This is a genomic window from Microvirga mediterraneensis (assembly GCF_013520865.1).
Lineage (GTDB): Bacteria > Pseudomonadota > Alphaproteobacteria > Rhizobiales > Beijerinckiaceae > Microvirga > Microvirga mediterraneensis.
Window position 1 is genome coordinate 130,520 of sequence record NZ_JACDXJ010000002.1, and the last position, 16,772, is coordinate 147,291.

Below are 16,772 nucleotides of genomic sequence, written 5' to 3' on the forward strand. Positions count from 1 at the left end.
GTTCGGCCCAGGGCGCAATGTCCGTTGCAGAGAAATCTACCCGATGCTATCGTTGCCGTGTCGGAAAAGGCAGACTTGGTTTGGTAAGCCCAAGTCCTTTCGGTAACGAAAGCTCTGGTCTTTGGCTTCGTGCATGGGACCCCCACGACGAACATCGGATGCTCCTCGAGCGTCCAAATTGTTCGTCCGTGTGGTTCTCAAAGGTGAGGAACGCTCCGGTCGAACATCGACACAGGAGTAGATCATGCACATCCGACACTCGAAGCCGTATGATGTCGTAATTGCTGGCGCTGGCCCTGTAGGCCTCTTTCTCGCCTGTGAGATGCGGCTCGCCAACCTTTCGGTGCTGGTGCTGGAGCAAGGCAAGGATCCGCACTCGCCTTTGAAGCGGCTTCCCTTCGGGATGCGCGGCCTTTCAGCCCCCACCATCGAGGCCTTCTACCGCCGTGGATTGCTGGAGGACATCGCTGCGGCGCAGCGCGCGAAGGATCTCTCGGGGGCCACTAAGGCCACAGCGCATTGGATGCAGCAGCCGCGCCGGTCAGCGGGACACTTCGCCGGCATCGAGTTCTATCATGGCAACATCGACACCTCGCGGTGGCAATATCGCCTACCAAGTCCGGCTGGCACCAGCATGGCGGTCGACATGGAGTCCGTTGAGTCGGTCCTAGCCGCTCGTGCAAGCGCGATGGGAGTTGAGATTAGGCGCGGCCTAGGCGTCACGGAGTTTGACCAGTCGGATGAGGACGTAACCATTCGTACATGCGGCGAGACCTTTCGCGGACGCTGGCTCGTCGGCTGCGACGGAGGCCGCAGCACGGTGCGGAAGCTAGGAGAATTCGATTTCGTCGGCACCGAGCCCGAGTTCACCGGCTATTCCGTTGAAGTCGAAATAGCCAACCCGAATAAGCTCCGCTCCGGACGCACCTATACGCCAACAGGAATGTACACTTACGCCAGGCCAGGAACGATCGCGATGGTCGATTTCGACGGAGGTGCGTTCCACCGGTCCCGGCCGATTACGCTGGAACATGTGCAGACAGTGTTGCGCCGCGTCGCTGGCACGGACGTCATCCTTACAGCCCTCCATCTCGCCACTACTTGGACTGACCGCGCCTACCAGGCGATGGCGTACCGAAGAGGGCGGGTCTTGCTCGCGGGAGACGCAGCCCACATCCATTCTCCCTTGGGCGGTCAGGGTCTCAACCTCGGGCTCGGCGACGCAATGAACCTGGGTTGGAAGCTGGCTTCGACGATCCGCGGTGACGCGCCGGCCGGGTTGCTCGATACCTATCTGAGCGAACGGCATCCAGTAGGAGCGCAAGTTCTCGATTGGTCGCGTGCCCAAGTCGCGCTCATGCGGCCTACCCGGAGTACACGCGCGCTCGAATCCATCATTCGTGATCTTATCGAGACGCGCGACGGCGCGACCTACTTCGCTGAGCGCGTGTGGGGTGTATCTCTCAAATACGATCTGGGCGGCAGCCATCCGCTGGTAGGCCGTAGCGCTCCCGACTTCGAGTTAGTCGACGGCACTAGGCTCGGCGAACATTTGAGATTGGGAAAAGGCCTGCTGCTGGACTTCGACAGTGAAACGCCGCTGCAAGTGCTCGGGAGCCGCTGGAGCAATCGAATCGCTTATGTCTCAAGTACCGTCACACATGGGCTTGGCTTGAGAGCATTGCTCGTGCGCCCCGATGGCTTCGTCGCGTGGGCTGGCGAGACTGCTTCTGACGCCGAAGGAGTAGCTGAGGCCGCATTGCGATGGTTCGGCGAACCCGAACGGGTGCAGGAGACTGCCCAGCTGGGTTTGCGGCAACACGAAAGGTTAGATCATGGAGGGGAGGCTTTCCCCTCCGGCTCTGCCCTTCCGTGTCCTACGGCCGACGGGCTCGACCCCTCAGGCTGCTGATCGTAATCATCATCGCTTCTGAAGGCCACGAGATTTCGGAATCGACGAGACTGTCGACCTTATCGCCGCGTAATAGCTGGACTTCTGGTGCGCACAGCAACCTGTATGGGAATAGCCCGGCTAGCGCATTGTCGTTCATATCGTGAATTCAACTCGGCAGCTCCAAATGTCATCGCTAACCTGGCGCTGGCATCGGACTTTGACCTTTGCGATCTACCTGCGCAAAGTCGATATTGCAGACTTGGCCAATGAGCTTCTTCTTGGCCTCCTAGAGAGGGTCGATACGTTCTTTATTTGGTCTTGCTTGAGATTGCAGAGTCAAGGGGTGGCCTGCCCCAAGTGGATGATCCGTGTGATGTCAATTTGAACATATCGGGGATGGCCAACAATCTCAGAGAGGATATCGCTAATATGTTCAAGCCGGGAACAGGCGAGATCATTCGGCGGCAATCGCTGCAGACGGCGCTCCTGGCCTGTACTTGACGAACCCGGCTTGACGGATCTCACTCCGCAGCCAAACGCTTCCAGGCTCATGGTCGGCGCGCGTCGGCCAAACCATCGCGATTGGATTGGGTCTGAAAGGGAGTGGTACCGGACTGGTTGCCAAGCCGAAGATTGGCGCATAAAACGACGCGATCCGGCTGGGCAGCGTTGTGAGCAGCGGCCCTTCACGCGCGATCATCAAGGTCGCCAAGAAATTCGGCCCCGACGCAACGATGTTTAGACGGGCATCGATCTCTTCCAGCGCCGGCTTCATGCAACCCCAGAGTTCGCCGTTAAGTGAGACAACGGCGTGCGGCGTCTCGATATAGGTCTGCCCATCAATCGGTACACGACAGTGCAGCAGCGCGGGGTTGAAGCAGCAGGTGAGCGTCTCTTCGAAGAGCAGCTCGCGCCTTTGCCAGGACACGGGCGCGTCGTAGCACCCTATCGCGAGGTCGAGATCGCCGGAATCGATCAGTTCCGTCGCGTCAGAAGGCTCGACGGCCCGTGCGAGTACGGAAACCCGAGGGGCGTGCTGCCGGAACCGGGCCGCCAGTTCGGGGAGCAGAAGGACCTCAAGCCCGTTAGTCAGGCCGACACGGAAGACCCGTTCATCCGTTGCGGGACTGAAGGGGCGGCTGCCACGCAGCACGTCCTGCGCCTGCGCGAGCAGGTCGCGGATCGGCTTGTGAAGCTCAAGGGCCCGCTGGGTCGGCTCCATCGTCTGCTTCACCCGCACCAAAAGCTCATCGTTGAAGATGACCCGCAGCGTGGCGAGCGTGTGGCTCATGGCCGGTTGCCGGACTTTCAGCCGCCGGGCGGCGAGCGTGACGCTGCGTTCCTGCATCAACGCATCGAAGGCGATGAGCAGGTTGAGGTCGAAGGAGCGGAGATTGAAGTGATCGATAGAGCTCATAAATCATATCGATTTGATCGCGCAGATTCATTCATAATATGCATGGCACGAAGAGGCAATGGTCTGCGCTCCTGAGGAGCGCCGTGATCCAGTGAGGCTCGCTATGCAGGAAGAAACCTACAGGATCGGATCTTGGCGGGTGACCCGCATTCCGGAAATTACTCTCGAGTTCGCGCCTGCAGCCCTGATCCCCGCATGGGACGATGGCGTGCTCGGTGCCGAGGCGGAGCCCGTAATCAGGCCGACGCGCGCCGCCCGTCGGGACCGTCTCAGCGTCCCAGTCCAGAGCTGGCTGGTGCAAGACAGCACCTGCCGAATCTTGATCGATACAGGCATCGGCAACGGCCGCCAGCGTGCTTTTCCAGCGTTCGCGAACCTAATGACAGATTACTTGGAGCGGCTGGTCGCAGCGGGTGCGGCGCCAGAGGAGGTGGATTACGTCTTCTGCACCCATCTCCATACCGACCACGTGGGCTGGAATACCAGGGAAGAGGGTGGACGTTGGGTGCCGACATTTCCCAGGGCTCGCTATGTTTGGGGCCGAGTCGAAGGCACAACTGCGCGACAGGCGCGGTTCGAAAAAGGACCGGCAGCTGGCGTGTTCGGTGATAGCATCGCGCCGGTCATCACTGCAGGCCTCGTGGATGAGATCGATCCGGGACCCTTTGAGCCGATCGATAGCGTGACCTTCCATGCTACGCCCGGACATAGTCCGGGCCATCTCTCCATTTCCATCAGGAGCGGTGGGGAGGAGGCCTTCTTCGGGGGCGATGTGCTTCACAATCAGGTGCAGGTTTTGCGGCCGGAATGGAACTCGGTGTTTTGCGAGACCGCCGAGCTTGCTCGGACATCCCGGCTTTGGGCTCTTAGTTATGCCGCCGACCGAAATGTACTGTTCTTCGGCTCGCATCTTGGCGGCTCGTCGGTCGGCAGAGTCCGCCGCTCCGGCGAGCAATTCACCTGGATCCACGAACGAGGAGCTTGCGAATGGCACCTGTAAGTCGTTTGCGCCTATGGCCGAAACGGCGGCACCATCCTTACATCCGGTCGGCCAGTGGTCAACGAGGACTGCGTGATCCCGTGGAAGCACGCCCGAGCTATATGAGGGGAGAGTAAATGGTCCGCAAGCTCAAATCGGCCCTCGACCCTGCGGCGCAACGTTTGGTCGACGGGCTGCTCGCGTCTCCGGTCCCGGGGCCCGAGACCGGTACGCCCGAGGACGCTCGACGCGCGTTCCGCGATGGCCGCCGGGCCTTCGCCCCCGCGCCGCCGGAGGTCGCGCGGGTCCAAGATCTGCCGGCGACCCCCGACCGGCCGGCGATGCGGCTCTATCGGCCCTGGGGCACGACCGATCGAGAGGTGCTGCCCGTATTCCTATTCTTCCACTCCGGCGGATGGGTGTCCGGAGATCTGGAGACTCATGACAATGCCTGCCGTAGCATTGCCAATGCCGGGCGCTGCGCGGTGGTTGCCGTGGACTATGCCCTGGCGCCCGAGCGGCCCTTTCCCGCTGCCATTGAGGATGCCCAAGTCGCTTATCACCACGTGACTGCGGCGGCGGATGAGCTTCTGATCGACCCGCGTCGGATCGCCGTGGGAGGCGACAGTGCTGGGGCAAATATTGCGGCGGTCCTGGCGCTGATCCTGCGCGACGAGGGCCGGCCGCAGCCCTGCGGGCAGATCCTGATCTATCCGGCGACGGATTTCGCCGCTCGGACTGCTTCAAGAGCGGAATTTGAGACGGGTCCCACACTGAACGTCGCGGCGCTCGAATGGTTCGCCGGCCAGTATCTGCCCAATCCCGCCCTGGCGACCGACTGGCGCGCTTCGCCGCTGCGCGCCGCCAGCCACGCTGATCTCCCTCCGGCGCTGGTTGTGACCTGCGGCCATGATCCTCTCCGCGACGAGGGCATCGCATATGCGGATCGGTTGGAAGCGGCGGGGGTGCCTGTCCGGCGACGGCACTTTCCCGGCCAGATCCACGGCTTTCTCACGATGGGTGGAATCATGCCTGAGACGACGATCCTGATCGGAGAGATTGCCGCCGAACTGCAGCGCGCTTTCGCCAACTGGCGGGATGACGACTGGGGCGATCGAGCCTCCTAAAAGGCGCCGTCGGTGTGGAAGTTCTGGCAAGTCGGTTGCCCGTCGGCCAGCATCAGTCGTCAGAAACACCCTTGGATCGGCAATGTCTCTAGGTCTTCGGTGGCGTGGAACGCGACAAAGCCGCCGCCCAGTCGAATTCTGAATTAGGTGGACGTTTGTGGGATGCTCGTGCAGCGGGTCAAAACCTTCCGCTTGCGCCCTCTTCCCCAAGCCCCGTAAACGCGCTCTGGAAGGAAGGAGCGAAGTACTTGGATCCGGCAGCCAAGGTCTGCGTTGTAAGGCTGGCACCGACTTCGTGCCGAACCTGATGGGGTTTGTCATGAACATGTCTGAAATGGCCAACAAGCTCAAATACGATATCGCTGACACGCTCAGGCGGGTGTCCGGTAAGCTGACGTTCCGGAAGGACAGTCACGGTGAGCGGACATCCGACGCGAGCAATCAGCCCAACATGAAGAAGTGAGGCGTCGCGATGGAGGCGCCCGATCGGGCGCCTCCATTCCGGAACGGGCAACGCCTCTGACCCGTCCGACCGTCCGAGTGGAGACGACCCTTCGGGTGTGTCGACCGGTGAGGTGTTGGAGGCCGGCCGCCGCGTGTCCGTATAGATCACCCTTGGATTATCGGTCCCGCGCCTGGTGAGCTCCCGGTGGCGGGACGAGCGAAGAGATCGTGCATCGGGGCATGAGGATCCTCTGTGCAGAAGGGAAGTATGCAGGGAGTTGCCAATGTCTGACCTCAAGGGCCTGAGCAACCAATGGCAACGGACACTCGCCGGCGACAAGGATATGTTCCGGAGCCTGGTCGAGCCATACCTTGAGGAGCTTCGAGCAGCTGCTCAGCACGAGATCACATACCGCGTCTGCGTTGGCGATCTCGGCTCCGGATCCCTCAGCGCAGAAGATCTTATGGCGGAAACGATGATCAAGGCGTGGGACGAGCGCCGGCATAAGCCCGTCAATTTAGACCTCGAGGCGTGGCTCCTCGGTCTCTTATACCGGACGGCCGACTTGCTTGTGGGCGAGGAGAGGCAGATCGGGGAGTTGGCCCCTGTATCCTTAGATGCCCCTGCTGCTGACATGGCATCCGCGACAGGATGGCGGCAGCCCGCGGATTTCGAAACTTGGGAGGAGGCCATTCCCGATCCGAAATCCACGCCGGAGGAGATCGCCCCTGCCGTCGAGAGGCAGCCCGGCGCGTTGCCTGAGCGGGGCCGCCGCATCCTGCTCATGCATGACCGCCATGGCATCTCGCTCCAACAGGCGGCCTTCGCGACAAGCTCCTCGGTTTCCGGGGCGCGAGAACTCCTCTTAGAGGCCCGGCAGACGCTCCTTGATGGGCAGGAAGCATCAGGAGCGCGTCGCGAATAGACCTGAGGACTTTCCTCGCGTCAGGGGAGCTACAGGCAGTTCCTCTGAAGATTGGAATGGAGAGTGGTATGCAAGAGGACAAACGTGAACCGGCGGCAGTCGACCTGGTGGATGAAGCAAGCCTCAGTCGTTTCCGGCAAGTGACCCGCCCGGTTGGATCCCGGTCCGTCCCGGCCCGCCGGTCGACATCCGGGAGCTTCTGGACCGACATGACGCCGCACGGGCTGTCTGGAACGAGGCCCTGGTGCAGGCCGCCGCTTTGGCCAAACAGGCGCAGGGTGAGCCGCAAACGCAGGAGCTCGCGCAGAGCATTCGTGCGATGAAACGGTCGCAGGGGCCGAGCGGTTCTCAGCGTCCGATTTCAGACCGCTGACAGAAGGATAGTTTTCGATGCCTATCAAGAGTATCGTCGTTGTGCTTGACGAAAGCTCCAAAACAGCTGGCCCATATGCGGTCTCGCTGGCTTCAATGTTCGAGGCGCACCTCACGGCGACAACGATCGTGCACGATCCCACCGCCAGCGTCGCCTGGCCGGAAGCCTCCCTTCCCCTGGTGGCATCTGCGCTCGATGACGCCCGAGCGGAGGCCCGACGGATCCTTGACCGATTTGCCGCAACAGCCAAAGGTATCAGTGTCGAGACCGAGCCCGTCGAGGTTTCAGCCGGACTGCCAGGCCGGGCGATTGGTCCTCTGGCGCGGCACTTCGATTTGACAGTCCTCGAGCAACCGAACCCTGATGCTCCCGACGACCGGGAGATTATGATCGAAACGGCTCTGTTCGAAACCGGCCGGCCGCTGCTGATCGTGCCGTACGTGCCGATCGCTCCGTTTAGACTTGAGACTGTGCTGATCGCGTGGGACGGAAGCGCGACGGCCGCCAGGGCTCTCAACGATGCGATGCCGTTCTTGGCGCGAGCCAAGCGGGCGGAAGTCGTCACTGTCGCCGAGGCCGGCGTTGAGATCGACCGCTCCGGTGACAGGATCGTCCGACACTTGGCGCGCCACGGCATCTCCTCCGCGTTCCGCAGCCTTCCCAGCGCAGGGGAAATTGCAAGCACGATGTTGTCTCATGCCTTTGACGCCCAAGCCGATCTACTGGTGATGGGCGGCTACGGGCACTCACGGCTCCGCGAATTTGTCCTCGGAGGCGCCACACGCGGCATTCTCGACGCGATGACACTGCCGGTGCTGATGTCGCACTAATTTGGCGGGCCAGGGCCTAGATGGCGGCACATCAAAGAACTCGCTGATCTCCACCGGCACGACTTGTTTCGCCGTGACGATTTCACCTTTATCCAAGTGCCTCTGGAGCACGCGAAATTCGGCACATGCCGCATGACGGACGCCAGTGTCGGCGCATGATCCCAGCCCACCTTGAGGCGTGTTCCAAAAATTCCGCTTGGGATCGAAGCGGCTCCGGATTGCCAGCCGGGAGATAGCCCTCGTAGTGGAGACTGGGAATGAGCACTGGGAGTTGAGACGCTGGATGCGTGGCCTGATCAACTGTCGATCGGTCGCGCAGCGCGTGAAGTACGGCTCGCAACGCACGAGAGCAACGCTGTGTGTCCGGGCCGGCCACCTCACTGTCGTGGGCGCCTCCTCGCTGGTTGCCTCCTTCGCTTGCCAGTTTATCGTGATCTGCCACTTGGGTTTCGCGTCGGAACTCGCAATGGGTTCGCCTTGTGCTGCGGAGCACGAGGCGAACCAGCTTTGCCATTCATGCTGCCCTTGCAGGCGGATCGAAATGCCGGATCCAGAGATTGATCGCCGCCATTGCCACTATGGCCATCCCGGCCAAAACATGCGTCCCGACCGCATTCGGTATGATGCTGAACTCAAGTGCCCAAGGAGCGATGATGGCACATAGTCCAAGCACGAGGGTCGCAAGACTATGCCAAGCCCACGCCACAGAGTCGCGGATGAATGTCGCTATGATAACGAGGGCCCCGACCAAGACGGCACTCAACGTTGCGGCCGCCGTGTCCGAGTAGCGGAACAGCCAAGGAGACAGGATCAGTATTGCGGCCACGGTGGTATCGACGGCCTCGACAATCGTCCAGTCCCCCTTGACGTTTCTTCCTGTGCTCTTCGTGTGTATGGAAGCCATGCTTACCTCCCAAGATCCAGAGTGGGATCGAGTCGTTTCGAAAGTTTGCCGGCATCCGAGGGCAAGCGCCTGCGTCCTACACCAATGTCGGTGAGTGCGTCAGACGCTTGCCTCGGACGAACTACAGGTTAGTGGCACACGGTGCGCCGATGTACCTCCCGTCCCCAACCGGGTACCCATTCACTCCAGCGTTCGGTGACGCATCTCCGCCCCACGACAGGCCGGTGGTAGACCGGATAAGGTCCTGCAACGTAGGTCGGTCCGGGTACTGCGGCGTAGTAGGGGCGTGCGCTAGCCGCGAGGGCGCTTCCAAGAGCAACCCCCGTCAGTGCGCCGAAAGCTGCTGCCGCACCAGGATGCCAGCTCGCATGATAGCCCCAGGGTGTATGACGCCAATGCGCTGAAGCCGCCGTGGGCGTTGCGAGAGCCGCAACGAGCGATAGAGCGAGAGCAGCGGCTCTGAAGAGTCGTTTCATCATCATTCCTCCATTGCGTGGTTGGAATGCCACTTCAGGTTCAGAGGCTCTTTCCTCTGCCCTTAATGGGCGAGCTTTCCCGGGTTGCTATAAATCCAAAACAGCGCAAAGGCAGCCACCACGACGGTCGTCAATCCCACCGCGAGGTGGCACCATGCCGCGTTCGTCTCACCAGCAAAGCCCAGCGCCCAGGGGGCTACTGCTGCCCAGAGACCCACCACAAGGCTGGCCCAGGTCTGCCATTGCTGCGGGCGTACAAGATCTGCAAGGGCGATCAGGCAGGCGAGGGCGCCGACCAGACCCGCGCTCCAAGTCGCCGTCTCGGCAGTCGAGAATCCGAGCAACCATGGCGACACGGCAAGGAAAGCTCCCAACAGAGCGTTGATGACGTTGGGGATCGTCAGTTCATTCCAGTGGTTCAGTTTCATGTTGACCTCCATCGTTTTGTCATAGTCATTGACAGTGCACCGGTGCAGGTGCGCTCCCTTCCAGCGGTTCGTCAGGGGTCCCGCCGGAGGGAGAAGCTGGGGCAAGCTCCGGAATGGACGGCTTGTGAAACTCGATCGGGTCTATGTCCGCCTGCATGAAGCGGTTGACGAGTTGCTGCCGGAGACTGGCAGGATCGATCCGTTCCGCGGCGATCTCGCGCAATGCGAGCACGGTCGGCTTTTCGCCCAGAGCGGCGACCTTCGGCTCGGCCCCATTCCACAGCTCGTGCGCTCGATAAGACGCAAGAAGAACCAGCTCGAAGCGGTTCGGAACCACACGTTCGCAGTCTACCGTCGTAATACGGGCCATGGATTCCTCCTATGCTGCTGACTTGTTGAAGGGTGAGGTGTTCCCGGCGAACACCAGCTGCGTGCTCGCGAGCCGATCAAGCATCAAGAGCGCAGCCTTCACCTCGTCGTAGCGGGACGGCTTGCCAGGTGCGGGAGACTCGTCGGCCGCTACCTCCTGCAGCCATTCGTCCCAGGCCCAGCGGCGCAGGATCTCGCGCTTGTCGTCGGGGGACAGACTAGGATCGTGAACGACCTCGTCCGGCGAGGCAAAGACGCTTGCCGGGTCGACGAGCGCTTGATCCAGGTCCGGTCTGCGCCCGACGGCGGCGACGCCATACTGGGCGTCCATCCACCCCAGTGCCGCGGCGGCCATATAGAGTTCGGCCGCTTCGCGCTGCTCGGCCCGCTTGCGAGCCTCTTTGCGCTCCACCCGGGTGCGGCGACCGGCTCCCCTTGGACACTATAGGCCAAACCCTCTCGTTCCGCGTAGGCGATCGCTTCGTCCTTCGAGGCGAACTTGAGCTCGACCTGGGTCAGGGTGTCATCATCCGCCGTCCAGCCCATGAGCGGTTCAATGGTCTGCGGCCGGCGCCGCTCGAAGCGCAGGATCCACTGATCCGTTCCGGCCCGTCCAGAGGTCGTGACCGAGCGGGTCCGGCGGGAGATCGTTGCCTGCGCATCTTCCGGCCAAGGCTGTCCGCGTGTCAGGCGCAGGACCGGCGGACGATTGTGTCCAAGTCCGACAACATGCTCACGCATGGTACCCTCCTTCACCTCCCTCCTAGTGCGATATCCTCCGCCGGACCGGCTGACGGCTCTTGTCGCTTCGAATGGATTGGGCCGCACTGTGATACTCGCCTGCCGCTGCCGGATCGAAGTTTGCAAGCGCCTCGATTACGGCATCGATGCGGGATTTCACCTGCAAGTCAGGCATGATCCGGCTCGCGACCTGCTCGATCACGAGCTCGTCACGGGCCCAGGACAGCAGGATGGTGCGCTTCTCCTCGTCGCTGAACCAGGGATGCTCCACGACCTCCCGCGGGCTCGCGAAGATGTTCACCGGGTCGACTAGGGCATCCACGAACGAACGCTCAGAGACGCCGGGCGACTTAACCTGGGGAACAGGAACCGGACTGCTATCGAGTTTGGCTTCAATCGTTTCCATCATATTCCCTCCTCACGTGAGCGAAGGCGGGCACCCGGGCAGCCGGTGCGGCCTGCCCGGGTGCTGTGCCATGCGACTACTTCTTGCCTTTCCCGTTGACGGTGATGCGCTTGGTCTTCTCCTGCGCCTTGTCGGACTTGGGCAGGGTGACGGTGAGCACGCCGTTGTTGAACGACGCCTCGACCTTGTCCTCCTCAACCGCGAAGGGCAGGGGAACGACACGCTCGAAGCGGCCGTAGTAGCGCTCGCTGAAGCGGCGCTCCTTGTCCTCGGTCTCGGCCTTCTTCTCGCCGCGGATGGTCAGGACATCATCGTCGACCAGGACCTCGATGTCCTTCTCGTCCATGCCCGGCAGCTCGGCCGAGATCCGGACCTCCTTGTCGGTCTCGGTCGCCTCGAGGCTGGGCCAGGCCGGCATGCGCCCGAGAAGCGACGGCATGCCGCCCTCGAACCGGCTGAACACGTCGTCGAACAGCCGGTTCATCTCGCGGTGAAGGGTCATGAAGGGGCTCATCTCCTCACCGCGCATCGTGCCGGGGACCATCGACCGTTCGGTGCGGCCCCACGGGATCAGATCACGCATGTTCATGGTCTTCTCCTTTCATCGGTCCGTTTCAGGCGAGCGCAAGGGTCCGGTGCCGGTGTCCCGGCACCGCTCCGCTCCGTCGTGAAGCGCCTGCCTTAAGCTGCCTTGCTTGGCTTGCTCGGCTCGTGCTCGATCTGCTGCGGCTGGTTGTCCTGAGACAGCGCCTTGGCGCCCGTGCCGGAGACGATCTCGATCCGGTGGGGCTTGAGCTCCTCAGGAACCTCGCGCTTCAGCTCGATCGTCAGCAGGCCGTTCTCGAGGCTCGCGCCCGTGACCTTCACATGGTCGGCCAGGTTGAAGGTCTGCTTGAACGCGCGGGTGGCGATGCCGCGATGGAGAACCTGCACGCCTTCCGGCTCAGGATGCTTCTGGCCGTTCACGGAGAGCGTGTTTTCCTGCTGAACGAGCTCGATCTCGTCGGGTGAGAAGCCCGCGACCGCCATGGTGATGCGGTACTGGTCGTCGCCCGTCTTCTCGATGTTGTAGGGCGGCCAGTTGGTCATGGGCTCGACCCGGTTGACCTGATCGAGCATGTCGAGCAGCCGGTCGTAGCCGACCGACGAGCGATAGAGAGGAGAAAGGTCGAACGTTGTCCTCATAGCTACATCCTCCGTTGAGCAACGTAACCACAAGAGCGCCGGCGGCCCGCCGGCGCCGAAGGTGCCAAGCTCCTGATGAGCCTTGGCGTTCCTCGAGGTAGGAACGCTCTTCCCGCCCGTCAAGATCCACGAGCGGAAGCGAGGGCAAAGAAATGAGACCTTCCATAGGATTGAAGACGAAGCCCAGCACATAGGCTCCTAGCCCGCTCTCAAAGCCGGAACGGACCGCCGCCGAGAACGCGGCTATGAACTTTGGCTAATCCTTTGCCTCACATGATCAAGCATGCGACCAACTTCAGCTATGACGCCACGCTCTTATTGTTGGCAGCTTGACGATATTTGGGAAGCAAATCCATCGCAGGCGCGGCCCGACGTCGTCAGAGGGCCTATGGCCCCCGATACACCCGACCCTAGCGTCAAAACAACAGAAGCCCCTTGCCATCCAGGCGCCGTCCACACAGGCGCTTATCGGAAATTCAGTGTCAGTTGGGAACCCGCGCGAGATCCCATAACTTTTTATAGCCGACGAGATTTGAGATGTGCCCGAAGCCATGTTCGAGCTGCACCCAGAACTCGCCCAACTGGAGCGGAATATCACCGAGACCCAGCGGCTCGTCACCAGGCAGATCGCACGGATCGAGCAGATGACCGAGCAGGGGGCAGATACCGAAACGGCCCAGGCCGTGCTTCACGGTCTGGAGCAGGTCCTCGACTACTTTCACGCTCAGCGGGAACGCATCCTCGACATCCTCACACGACAGTAAGGACTTTTTAAAATGCGAGTTCTCGGAAATTCGTCCCGGCCTCTTTGGCCGTTTCATCCGTGTGTATAGCCAAGCCTTGGCTCACCACAAGGAGAGCATCAAGATTCAACTCATGGCTCGCAAGCGTGGAGGCCCCCAGCGTGCGGGGGCCTCCGGACATCCAAGTGTTTAGAAGTCCATACCGCCCATGCCACCGCCCGGCATCGCCGGAGCGGATTCCTTCTTCGGCAGTTCGGCGACCATAGCCTCGGTGGTGATCAAGAGACCGGCGACCGAAGCAGCGTCCTGGAGTGCGGTGCGGACGACCTTCGCGGGATCGATGATGCCAGCCTGGACGAGATCGCGATACTCTTCCGTCTGCGCATCAAAGCCGAAGGTGTCCGAGCTCGCGTTGTCGGTGATCTTGCCGACAACGATCGAGCCTTCGACACCGGCGTTCTCGGCGATCTGGCGGATCGGAGCCTCAAGGGCGCGCAGCACGATGTTGATGCCCGCCCTCACGTCAGGATTGTCAGAGGACAGCTTCCGAACGGCAGCCTTGGCACGCAGCAGAGCCGTGCCGCCGCCGGGAACGATGCCCTCTTCCACGGCGGCTTTCGTCGCGTGCCTGGCGTCGTCGACGCGGTCCTTCTTCTCCTTCACCTCGACCTCGGTCGCGCCGCCGACGCGGATCACCGCGACGCCGCCGGCGAGCTTGGCCAGACGCTCCTGGAGCTTCTCGCGGTCGTAGTCCGAGGTGGTCTCCTCGATCTGCGCCTTGATCTGCGAAACGCGGGCCTCGATGTCCTTCTTCGATCCGGCACCGTCGACGATTGTGGTGTTTTCCTTCTCGATGCGGACGCGGCGGGCCCGGCCGAGCATGTTGAGCGTCACGTTCTCGAGCTTGATGCCGAGATCCTCGGACACGGCGGTGCCACCGGTTAGGATGGCGATGTCCTCGAGCATGGCCTTGCGGCGGTCGCCGAAGCCCGGAGCCTTCACGGCGGCGACCTTCAGGCCGCCACGCAGCTTGTTGACCACGAGAGTGGCGAGAGCCTCGCCCTCGATGTCTTCCGCGATGATGAGGAGCGGCTTGCCGGTCTGCACCACGGCCTCGAGGATCGGCAGCATGGCTTGCAGGGAGGAGAGCTTCTTCTCGTGGATGAGGATGTAGGGATCCTCGAGCTCCGCGATCATCTTCTCGGCGTTGGTAACGAAGTACGGCGAGAGGTAGCCGCGGTCGAACTGCATACCTTCCACGACGTCGAGCTCGGTCTCGGCGGTCTTGGCCTCCTCGACCGTGATCACGCCTTCATTGCCAACCTTCTGCATCGCCTCCGCCAGCATGCGGCCGATCTCGTTGTCGCCATTGGCGGAAATCGTGCCGATCTGGGCGATCTCGTCGGAGGACTTGATCTTCTTGGCGCGGGACTGGATGTCCTTCACGGCCTCGGCGACGGCCAAGTCGATGCCGCGCTTGAGGTCCATCGGGTTCATGCCGGCCGCCACCGCCTTGGCGCCCTCGCGGACGATGGCCTGCGCCAGAACGGTCGCCGTGGTGGTGCCGTCACCGGCGATGTCGTTGGTCTTCGAGGCCACTTCGCGCACCATCTGCGCGCCCATGTTCTCGAACTTGTCGGAGAGCTCGATCTCCTTGGCGACGGTGACGCCGTCCTTCGTGATGCGCGGCGCGCCGAAGGACTTCTCGATCACCACGTTGCGGCCCTTGGGACCCAGCGTGACCTTCACGGCATCGGCCAGAATATCGACGCCGCGCAGCATCTTCTCGCGGGCTTCGGAAGAAAACTTAACGTCTTTGGCAGCCATTGAATTCATCTCCTATTGTGGCGGATGTCAGCAACTCCCAGCCGTTAGGCGGCGTTCTTGGCGACGGCATCCTGCTCGAGAATGCCCCTGACGTCGGATTCCTTCATGATCAGGAGATCCTCGCCATCGATGCGCACTTCCGTGCCGGACCATTTGCCGAAGAGAACACGATCGCCCGCCTTCACGTCGAGAGCGACCAACTTGCCGGTCTCGTCGCGGGCCCCGGGGCCAACGGCGATGACCTCACCCTGCTGCGGCTTCTCCTTTGCGGTGTCTGGGATGATGATGCCGCCTTTCGTCCGCTCCTCAGGTTCGATCCGGCGGACGACGATGCGGTCGTGCAAGGGACGGAACTTCATCGAAAGACCCTCCTATCTCATTCACGAATAAAGCCTAGCTTGGCACTCATGGGTCACGGGTGCCAAGCAGCTTCGAGATAGGAATGCTCCAAATCCCGTCAAGGGAGCAGCCGCCGGCCGCGGACCGGCGGGAGCTTCGGTCTTATCGCTTGCCAGGCTGGAGCTCGATCGCGCTTGCGATCCACCGGCGCAGCGAGGCCGGATCCATCATTCCGGCCTGTCGGGATGCGACCTGTCCGTTTCTGAACACGAACAGTGCGGGAATGCCCTGGATACCGAACTCTGCCGAGAGACCCGGCTCGTTGTCGACGTTGACCTTGACGAACCGGGCTGCCGGCTCGAGCTCCTGCGCCGCCCGCTCAAAGATGGGGGCCATGGCGCGGCAGGGGCCGCACCAAGGCGCCCAGAAATCGACCACGACGGGTATGTCGTTGCGGGTGACATGGCGCTTAAACCGTTCGCCGCCGAGTCCAATAGGCTTCCCCGAGAACAGACCGGCGCCGCAGCGGCCGCATTTGGCCGCCTGCGCCGGCTTCGACCGCGGCAGGCGGTTGACGCTGTCACAGGTGGGACAGACGATGTGGAACGTATCGGACATGGTACAAACTCCAACTCGTGTTCACGCGCGAATAGTTAAGTGCAACCCTGCGCCCTCGAAGGAGACGTCGACAGAGCATTGGGGCTCCTATGGAGGCGCAGCGAACAGGTTAGCCTCCCGCAGGCCGTCGAGGACGAACTGCACCGCGACGGCCGCCAACAGAACCCCTGATATGCGCGCGACGACGTTGGTGCCTGTCACCCCGAGCAGACGCCCGAGCGGCTCCACGAGAATAAGCGCGAGATAGGTGGCTCCAAGGCAGGCCGCCAACATGGCCAGGATCGTAGCCCGGGCGAGATCCGTCCCGGCCTGTCCCATCAGCAGCACGACCGCGGTCATGCTGCCGGGACCGGCGATCAGCGGGATGGCGAGCGGGAACACGGCGATGTCTCCGGGGCGTTGAGCTTCATGCTCCTCGCTCGCCGTGATGGACGACAGGCCTGTCGGGTGCGCGAACACGAGATCGACTGCCAGAAGCAGGAGCAGGACCCCGCCGGCAATCCGGAACGCCGCCAGAGAGACATGCAGAAAATCGAGCAGTTGGGTCCCCAGGAGCGCAAAGAGCAGCAGCACCAGCCCGGCGATCACCACCGCCTGCCATGCCAGCCGCCGCCGTTCTGGCCGGTGGATCCCGGCGGTCAGCACCCCGAATACGGCCGCCGTTTCTATGGGACCGATCGTGACGAACAGCAGCACGAACGCGGATACGGCAGTGTCCAGCATCTGAGACCAACTTGGTGACAGGG

20 protein-coding genes and 1 pseudogene are annotated in these 16,772 nt (G+C 62.2%); 7 read left to right on the forward strand and 14 right to left on the reverse strand.

The genetic code is table 11. From position 1 onward, the window contains the following. The first annotated feature begins 244 nt into the window (after positions 1-244). Positions 245-1,912, forward strand: a complete 1,668-nt coding sequence (locus H0S73_RS22945; RefSeq protein ID WP_181054547.1) for an FAD-dependent monooxygenase — start codon at positions 245-247, stop codon at positions 1,910-1,912. A gap of 436 nt (positions 1,913-2,348) precedes the next feature. Here H0S73_RS22945 and H0S73_RS22950 read toward each other — a convergent pair whose 3' ends face one another. Next, complete coding sequence (locus H0S73_RS22950; RefSeq protein WP_181054548.1) at positions 2,349-3,311, reverse strand: LysR family transcriptional regulator; 963 nt, start codon at positions 3,309-3,311, stop codon at positions 2,349-2,351. A gap of 103 nt (positions 3,312-3,414) precedes the next feature. Between H0S73_RS22950 and H0S73_RS22955 the strand changes: the two genes are divergently transcribed. The 5 genes from H0S73_RS22955 to H0S73_RS22975 all read left to right on the forward strand — a co-directional run bounded on the left by H0S73_RS22955 (position 3,415) and on the right by H0S73_RS22975 (position 7,990). Continuing rightward, positions 3,415-4,311: an MBL fold metallo-hydrolase gene (locus H0S73_RS22955; protein WP_181054549.1), complete on the forward strand. Its 897-nt coding sequence runs from the start codon at positions 3,415-3,417 to the stop codon at positions 4,309-4,311. 116 nt (positions 4,312-4,427) lie between these two features. After that, positions 4,428-5,417 (forward strand): alpha/beta hydrolase, encoded by a 990-nt coding sequence (locus tag H0S73_RS22960; RefSeq protein ID WP_181054550.1) that lies wholly within the window; start codon positions 4,428-4,430, stop codon positions 5,415-5,417. A gap of 319 nt (positions 5,418-5,736) precedes the next feature. After that, positions 5,737-5,880, forward strand: a complete 144-nt coding sequence (locus tag H0S73_RS22965; RefSeq protein ID WP_181054551.1) for a hypothetical protein — start codon at positions 5,737-5,739, stop codon at positions 5,878-5,880. Positions 5,881-6,145: 265 nt separating this feature from the next. Next, positions 6,146-6,787 (forward strand): RNA polymerase sigma factor, encoded by a 642-nt coding sequence (locus tag H0S73_RS22970; RefSeq protein WP_181054552.1) that lies wholly within the window; start codon positions 6,146-6,148, stop codon positions 6,785-6,787. Positions 6,788-7,177: 390 nt separating this feature from the next. Further along, positions 7,178-7,990: a universal stress protein gene (locus H0S73_RS22975; RefSeq protein ID WP_181054553.1), complete on the forward strand. Its 813-nt coding sequence runs from the start codon at positions 7,178-7,180 to the stop codon at positions 7,988-7,990. An 88-nt stretch (positions 7,991-8,078) separates the two neighbouring features. Here H0S73_RS22975 and H0S73_RS26415 read toward each other — a convergent pair whose 3' ends face one another. The 9 genes and pseudogenes from H0S73_RS26415 to H0S73_RS23020 all read right to left on the reverse strand — a co-directional run bounded on the left by H0S73_RS26415 (position 8,079) and on the right by H0S73_RS23020 (position 12,499). Next, positions 8,079-8,504 carry a DUF2267 domain-containing protein gene (locus tag H0S73_RS26415; protein ID WP_181054554.1) on the reverse strand — a complete coding sequence of 142 codons (426 nt, stop codon included), beginning with the start codon at positions 8,502-8,504 and terminating at the stop codon, positions 8,079-8,081. Further along, a complete protein-coding gene (locus H0S73_RS22985) occupies positions 8,505-8,894 on the reverse strand; it encodes an SPW repeat domain-containing protein (protein WP_181054555.1) in 390 nt (129 codons plus the stop codon). 538 nt (positions 8,895-9,432) lie between these two features. After that, entirely contained in the window at positions 9,433-9,798 is a 366-nt protein-coding gene (locus H0S73_RS22990) for an SPW repeat protein (protein WP_181054556.1), read from the reverse strand. Between the two features lie 25 nt (positions 9,799-9,823). Continuing rightward, entirely contained in the window at positions 9,824-10,168 is a 345-nt protein-coding gene (gene rpoZ, locus H0S73_RS22995) for a DNA-directed RNA polymerase subunit omega (protein WP_181054557.1), read from the reverse strand. Between the two features lie 9 nt (positions 10,169-10,177). Next, positions 10,178-10,498 (reverse strand): hypothetical protein, encoded by a 321-nt coding sequence (locus H0S73_RS23000; RefSeq protein WP_181054716.1) that lies wholly within the window; start codon positions 10,496-10,498, stop codon positions 10,178-10,180. A 110-nt stretch (positions 10,499-10,608) separates the two neighbouring features. Next, positions 10,609-10,908 (reverse strand): annotated as a pseudogene (locus H0S73_RS23005) (NADH dehydrogenase ubiquinone Fe-S protein 4); the annotation flags it as partial. A gap of 22 nt (positions 10,909-10,930) precedes the next feature. Next, positions 10,931-11,317, reverse strand: coding sequence for a hypothetical protein (locus H0S73_RS23010; protein ID WP_181054558.1), 387 nt, complete (start codon positions 11,315-11,317; stop codon positions 10,931-10,933). A 73-nt stretch (positions 11,318-11,390) separates the two neighbouring features. Further along, a complete protein-coding gene (locus H0S73_RS23015; RefSeq protein WP_181054541.1) occupies positions 11,391-11,903 on the reverse strand; it encodes an Hsp20/alpha crystallin family protein in 513 nt (170 codons plus the stop codon). A 92-nt stretch (positions 11,904-11,995) separates the two neighbouring features. Then, positions 11,996-12,499 carry an Hsp20 family protein gene (locus H0S73_RS23020; RefSeq protein WP_181054559.1) on the reverse strand — a complete coding sequence of 168 codons (504 nt, stop codon included), beginning with the start codon at positions 12,497-12,499 and terminating at the stop codon, positions 11,996-11,998. A gap of 539 nt (positions 12,500-13,038) precedes the next feature. Here H0S73_RS23020 and H0S73_RS23025 point away from each other — a divergent pair. Next, positions 13,039-13,263 (forward strand): hypothetical protein, encoded by a 225-nt coding sequence (locus tag H0S73_RS23025; protein ID WP_343058480.1) that lies wholly within the window; start codon positions 13,039-13,041, stop codon positions 13,261-13,263. Positions 13,264-13,431: 168 nt separating this feature from the next. Here H0S73_RS23025 and groL read toward each other — a convergent pair whose 3' ends face one another. The 4 genes from groL to H0S73_RS23045 all read right to left on the reverse strand — a co-directional run bounded on the left by groL (position 13,432) and on the right by H0S73_RS23045 (position 16,749). Next, the gene (gene groL, locus H0S73_RS23030) at positions 13,432-15,069 is read right to left on the reverse strand and encodes a chaperonin GroEL (protein WP_181054560.1); all 1,638 of its coding nucleotides are present in this window, start codon (positions 15,067-15,069) and stop codon (positions 13,432-13,434) included. A gap of 44 nt (positions 15,070-15,113) precedes the next feature. After that, on the reverse strand, positions 15,114-15,428 hold the full coding sequence (locus H0S73_RS23035) for a co-chaperone GroES (RefSeq protein ID WP_181054561.1): 315 nt from the start codon (positions 15,426-15,428) through the stop codon (positions 15,114-15,116). A 142-nt stretch (positions 15,429-15,570) separates the two neighbouring features. Continuing rightward, complete coding sequence (trxC, locus tag H0S73_RS23040) at positions 15,571-16,026, reverse strand: thioredoxin TrxC (RefSeq protein ID WP_181054562.1); 456 nt, start codon at positions 16,024-16,026, stop codon at positions 15,571-15,573. An 87-nt stretch (positions 16,027-16,113) separates the two neighbouring features. Beyond that, a complete protein-coding gene (locus H0S73_RS23045) occupies positions 16,114-16,749 on the reverse strand; it encodes a MarC family protein (RefSeq protein WP_181054563.1) in 636 nt (211 codons plus the stop codon). Positions 16,750-16,772: the final 23 nt, after the last annotated feature.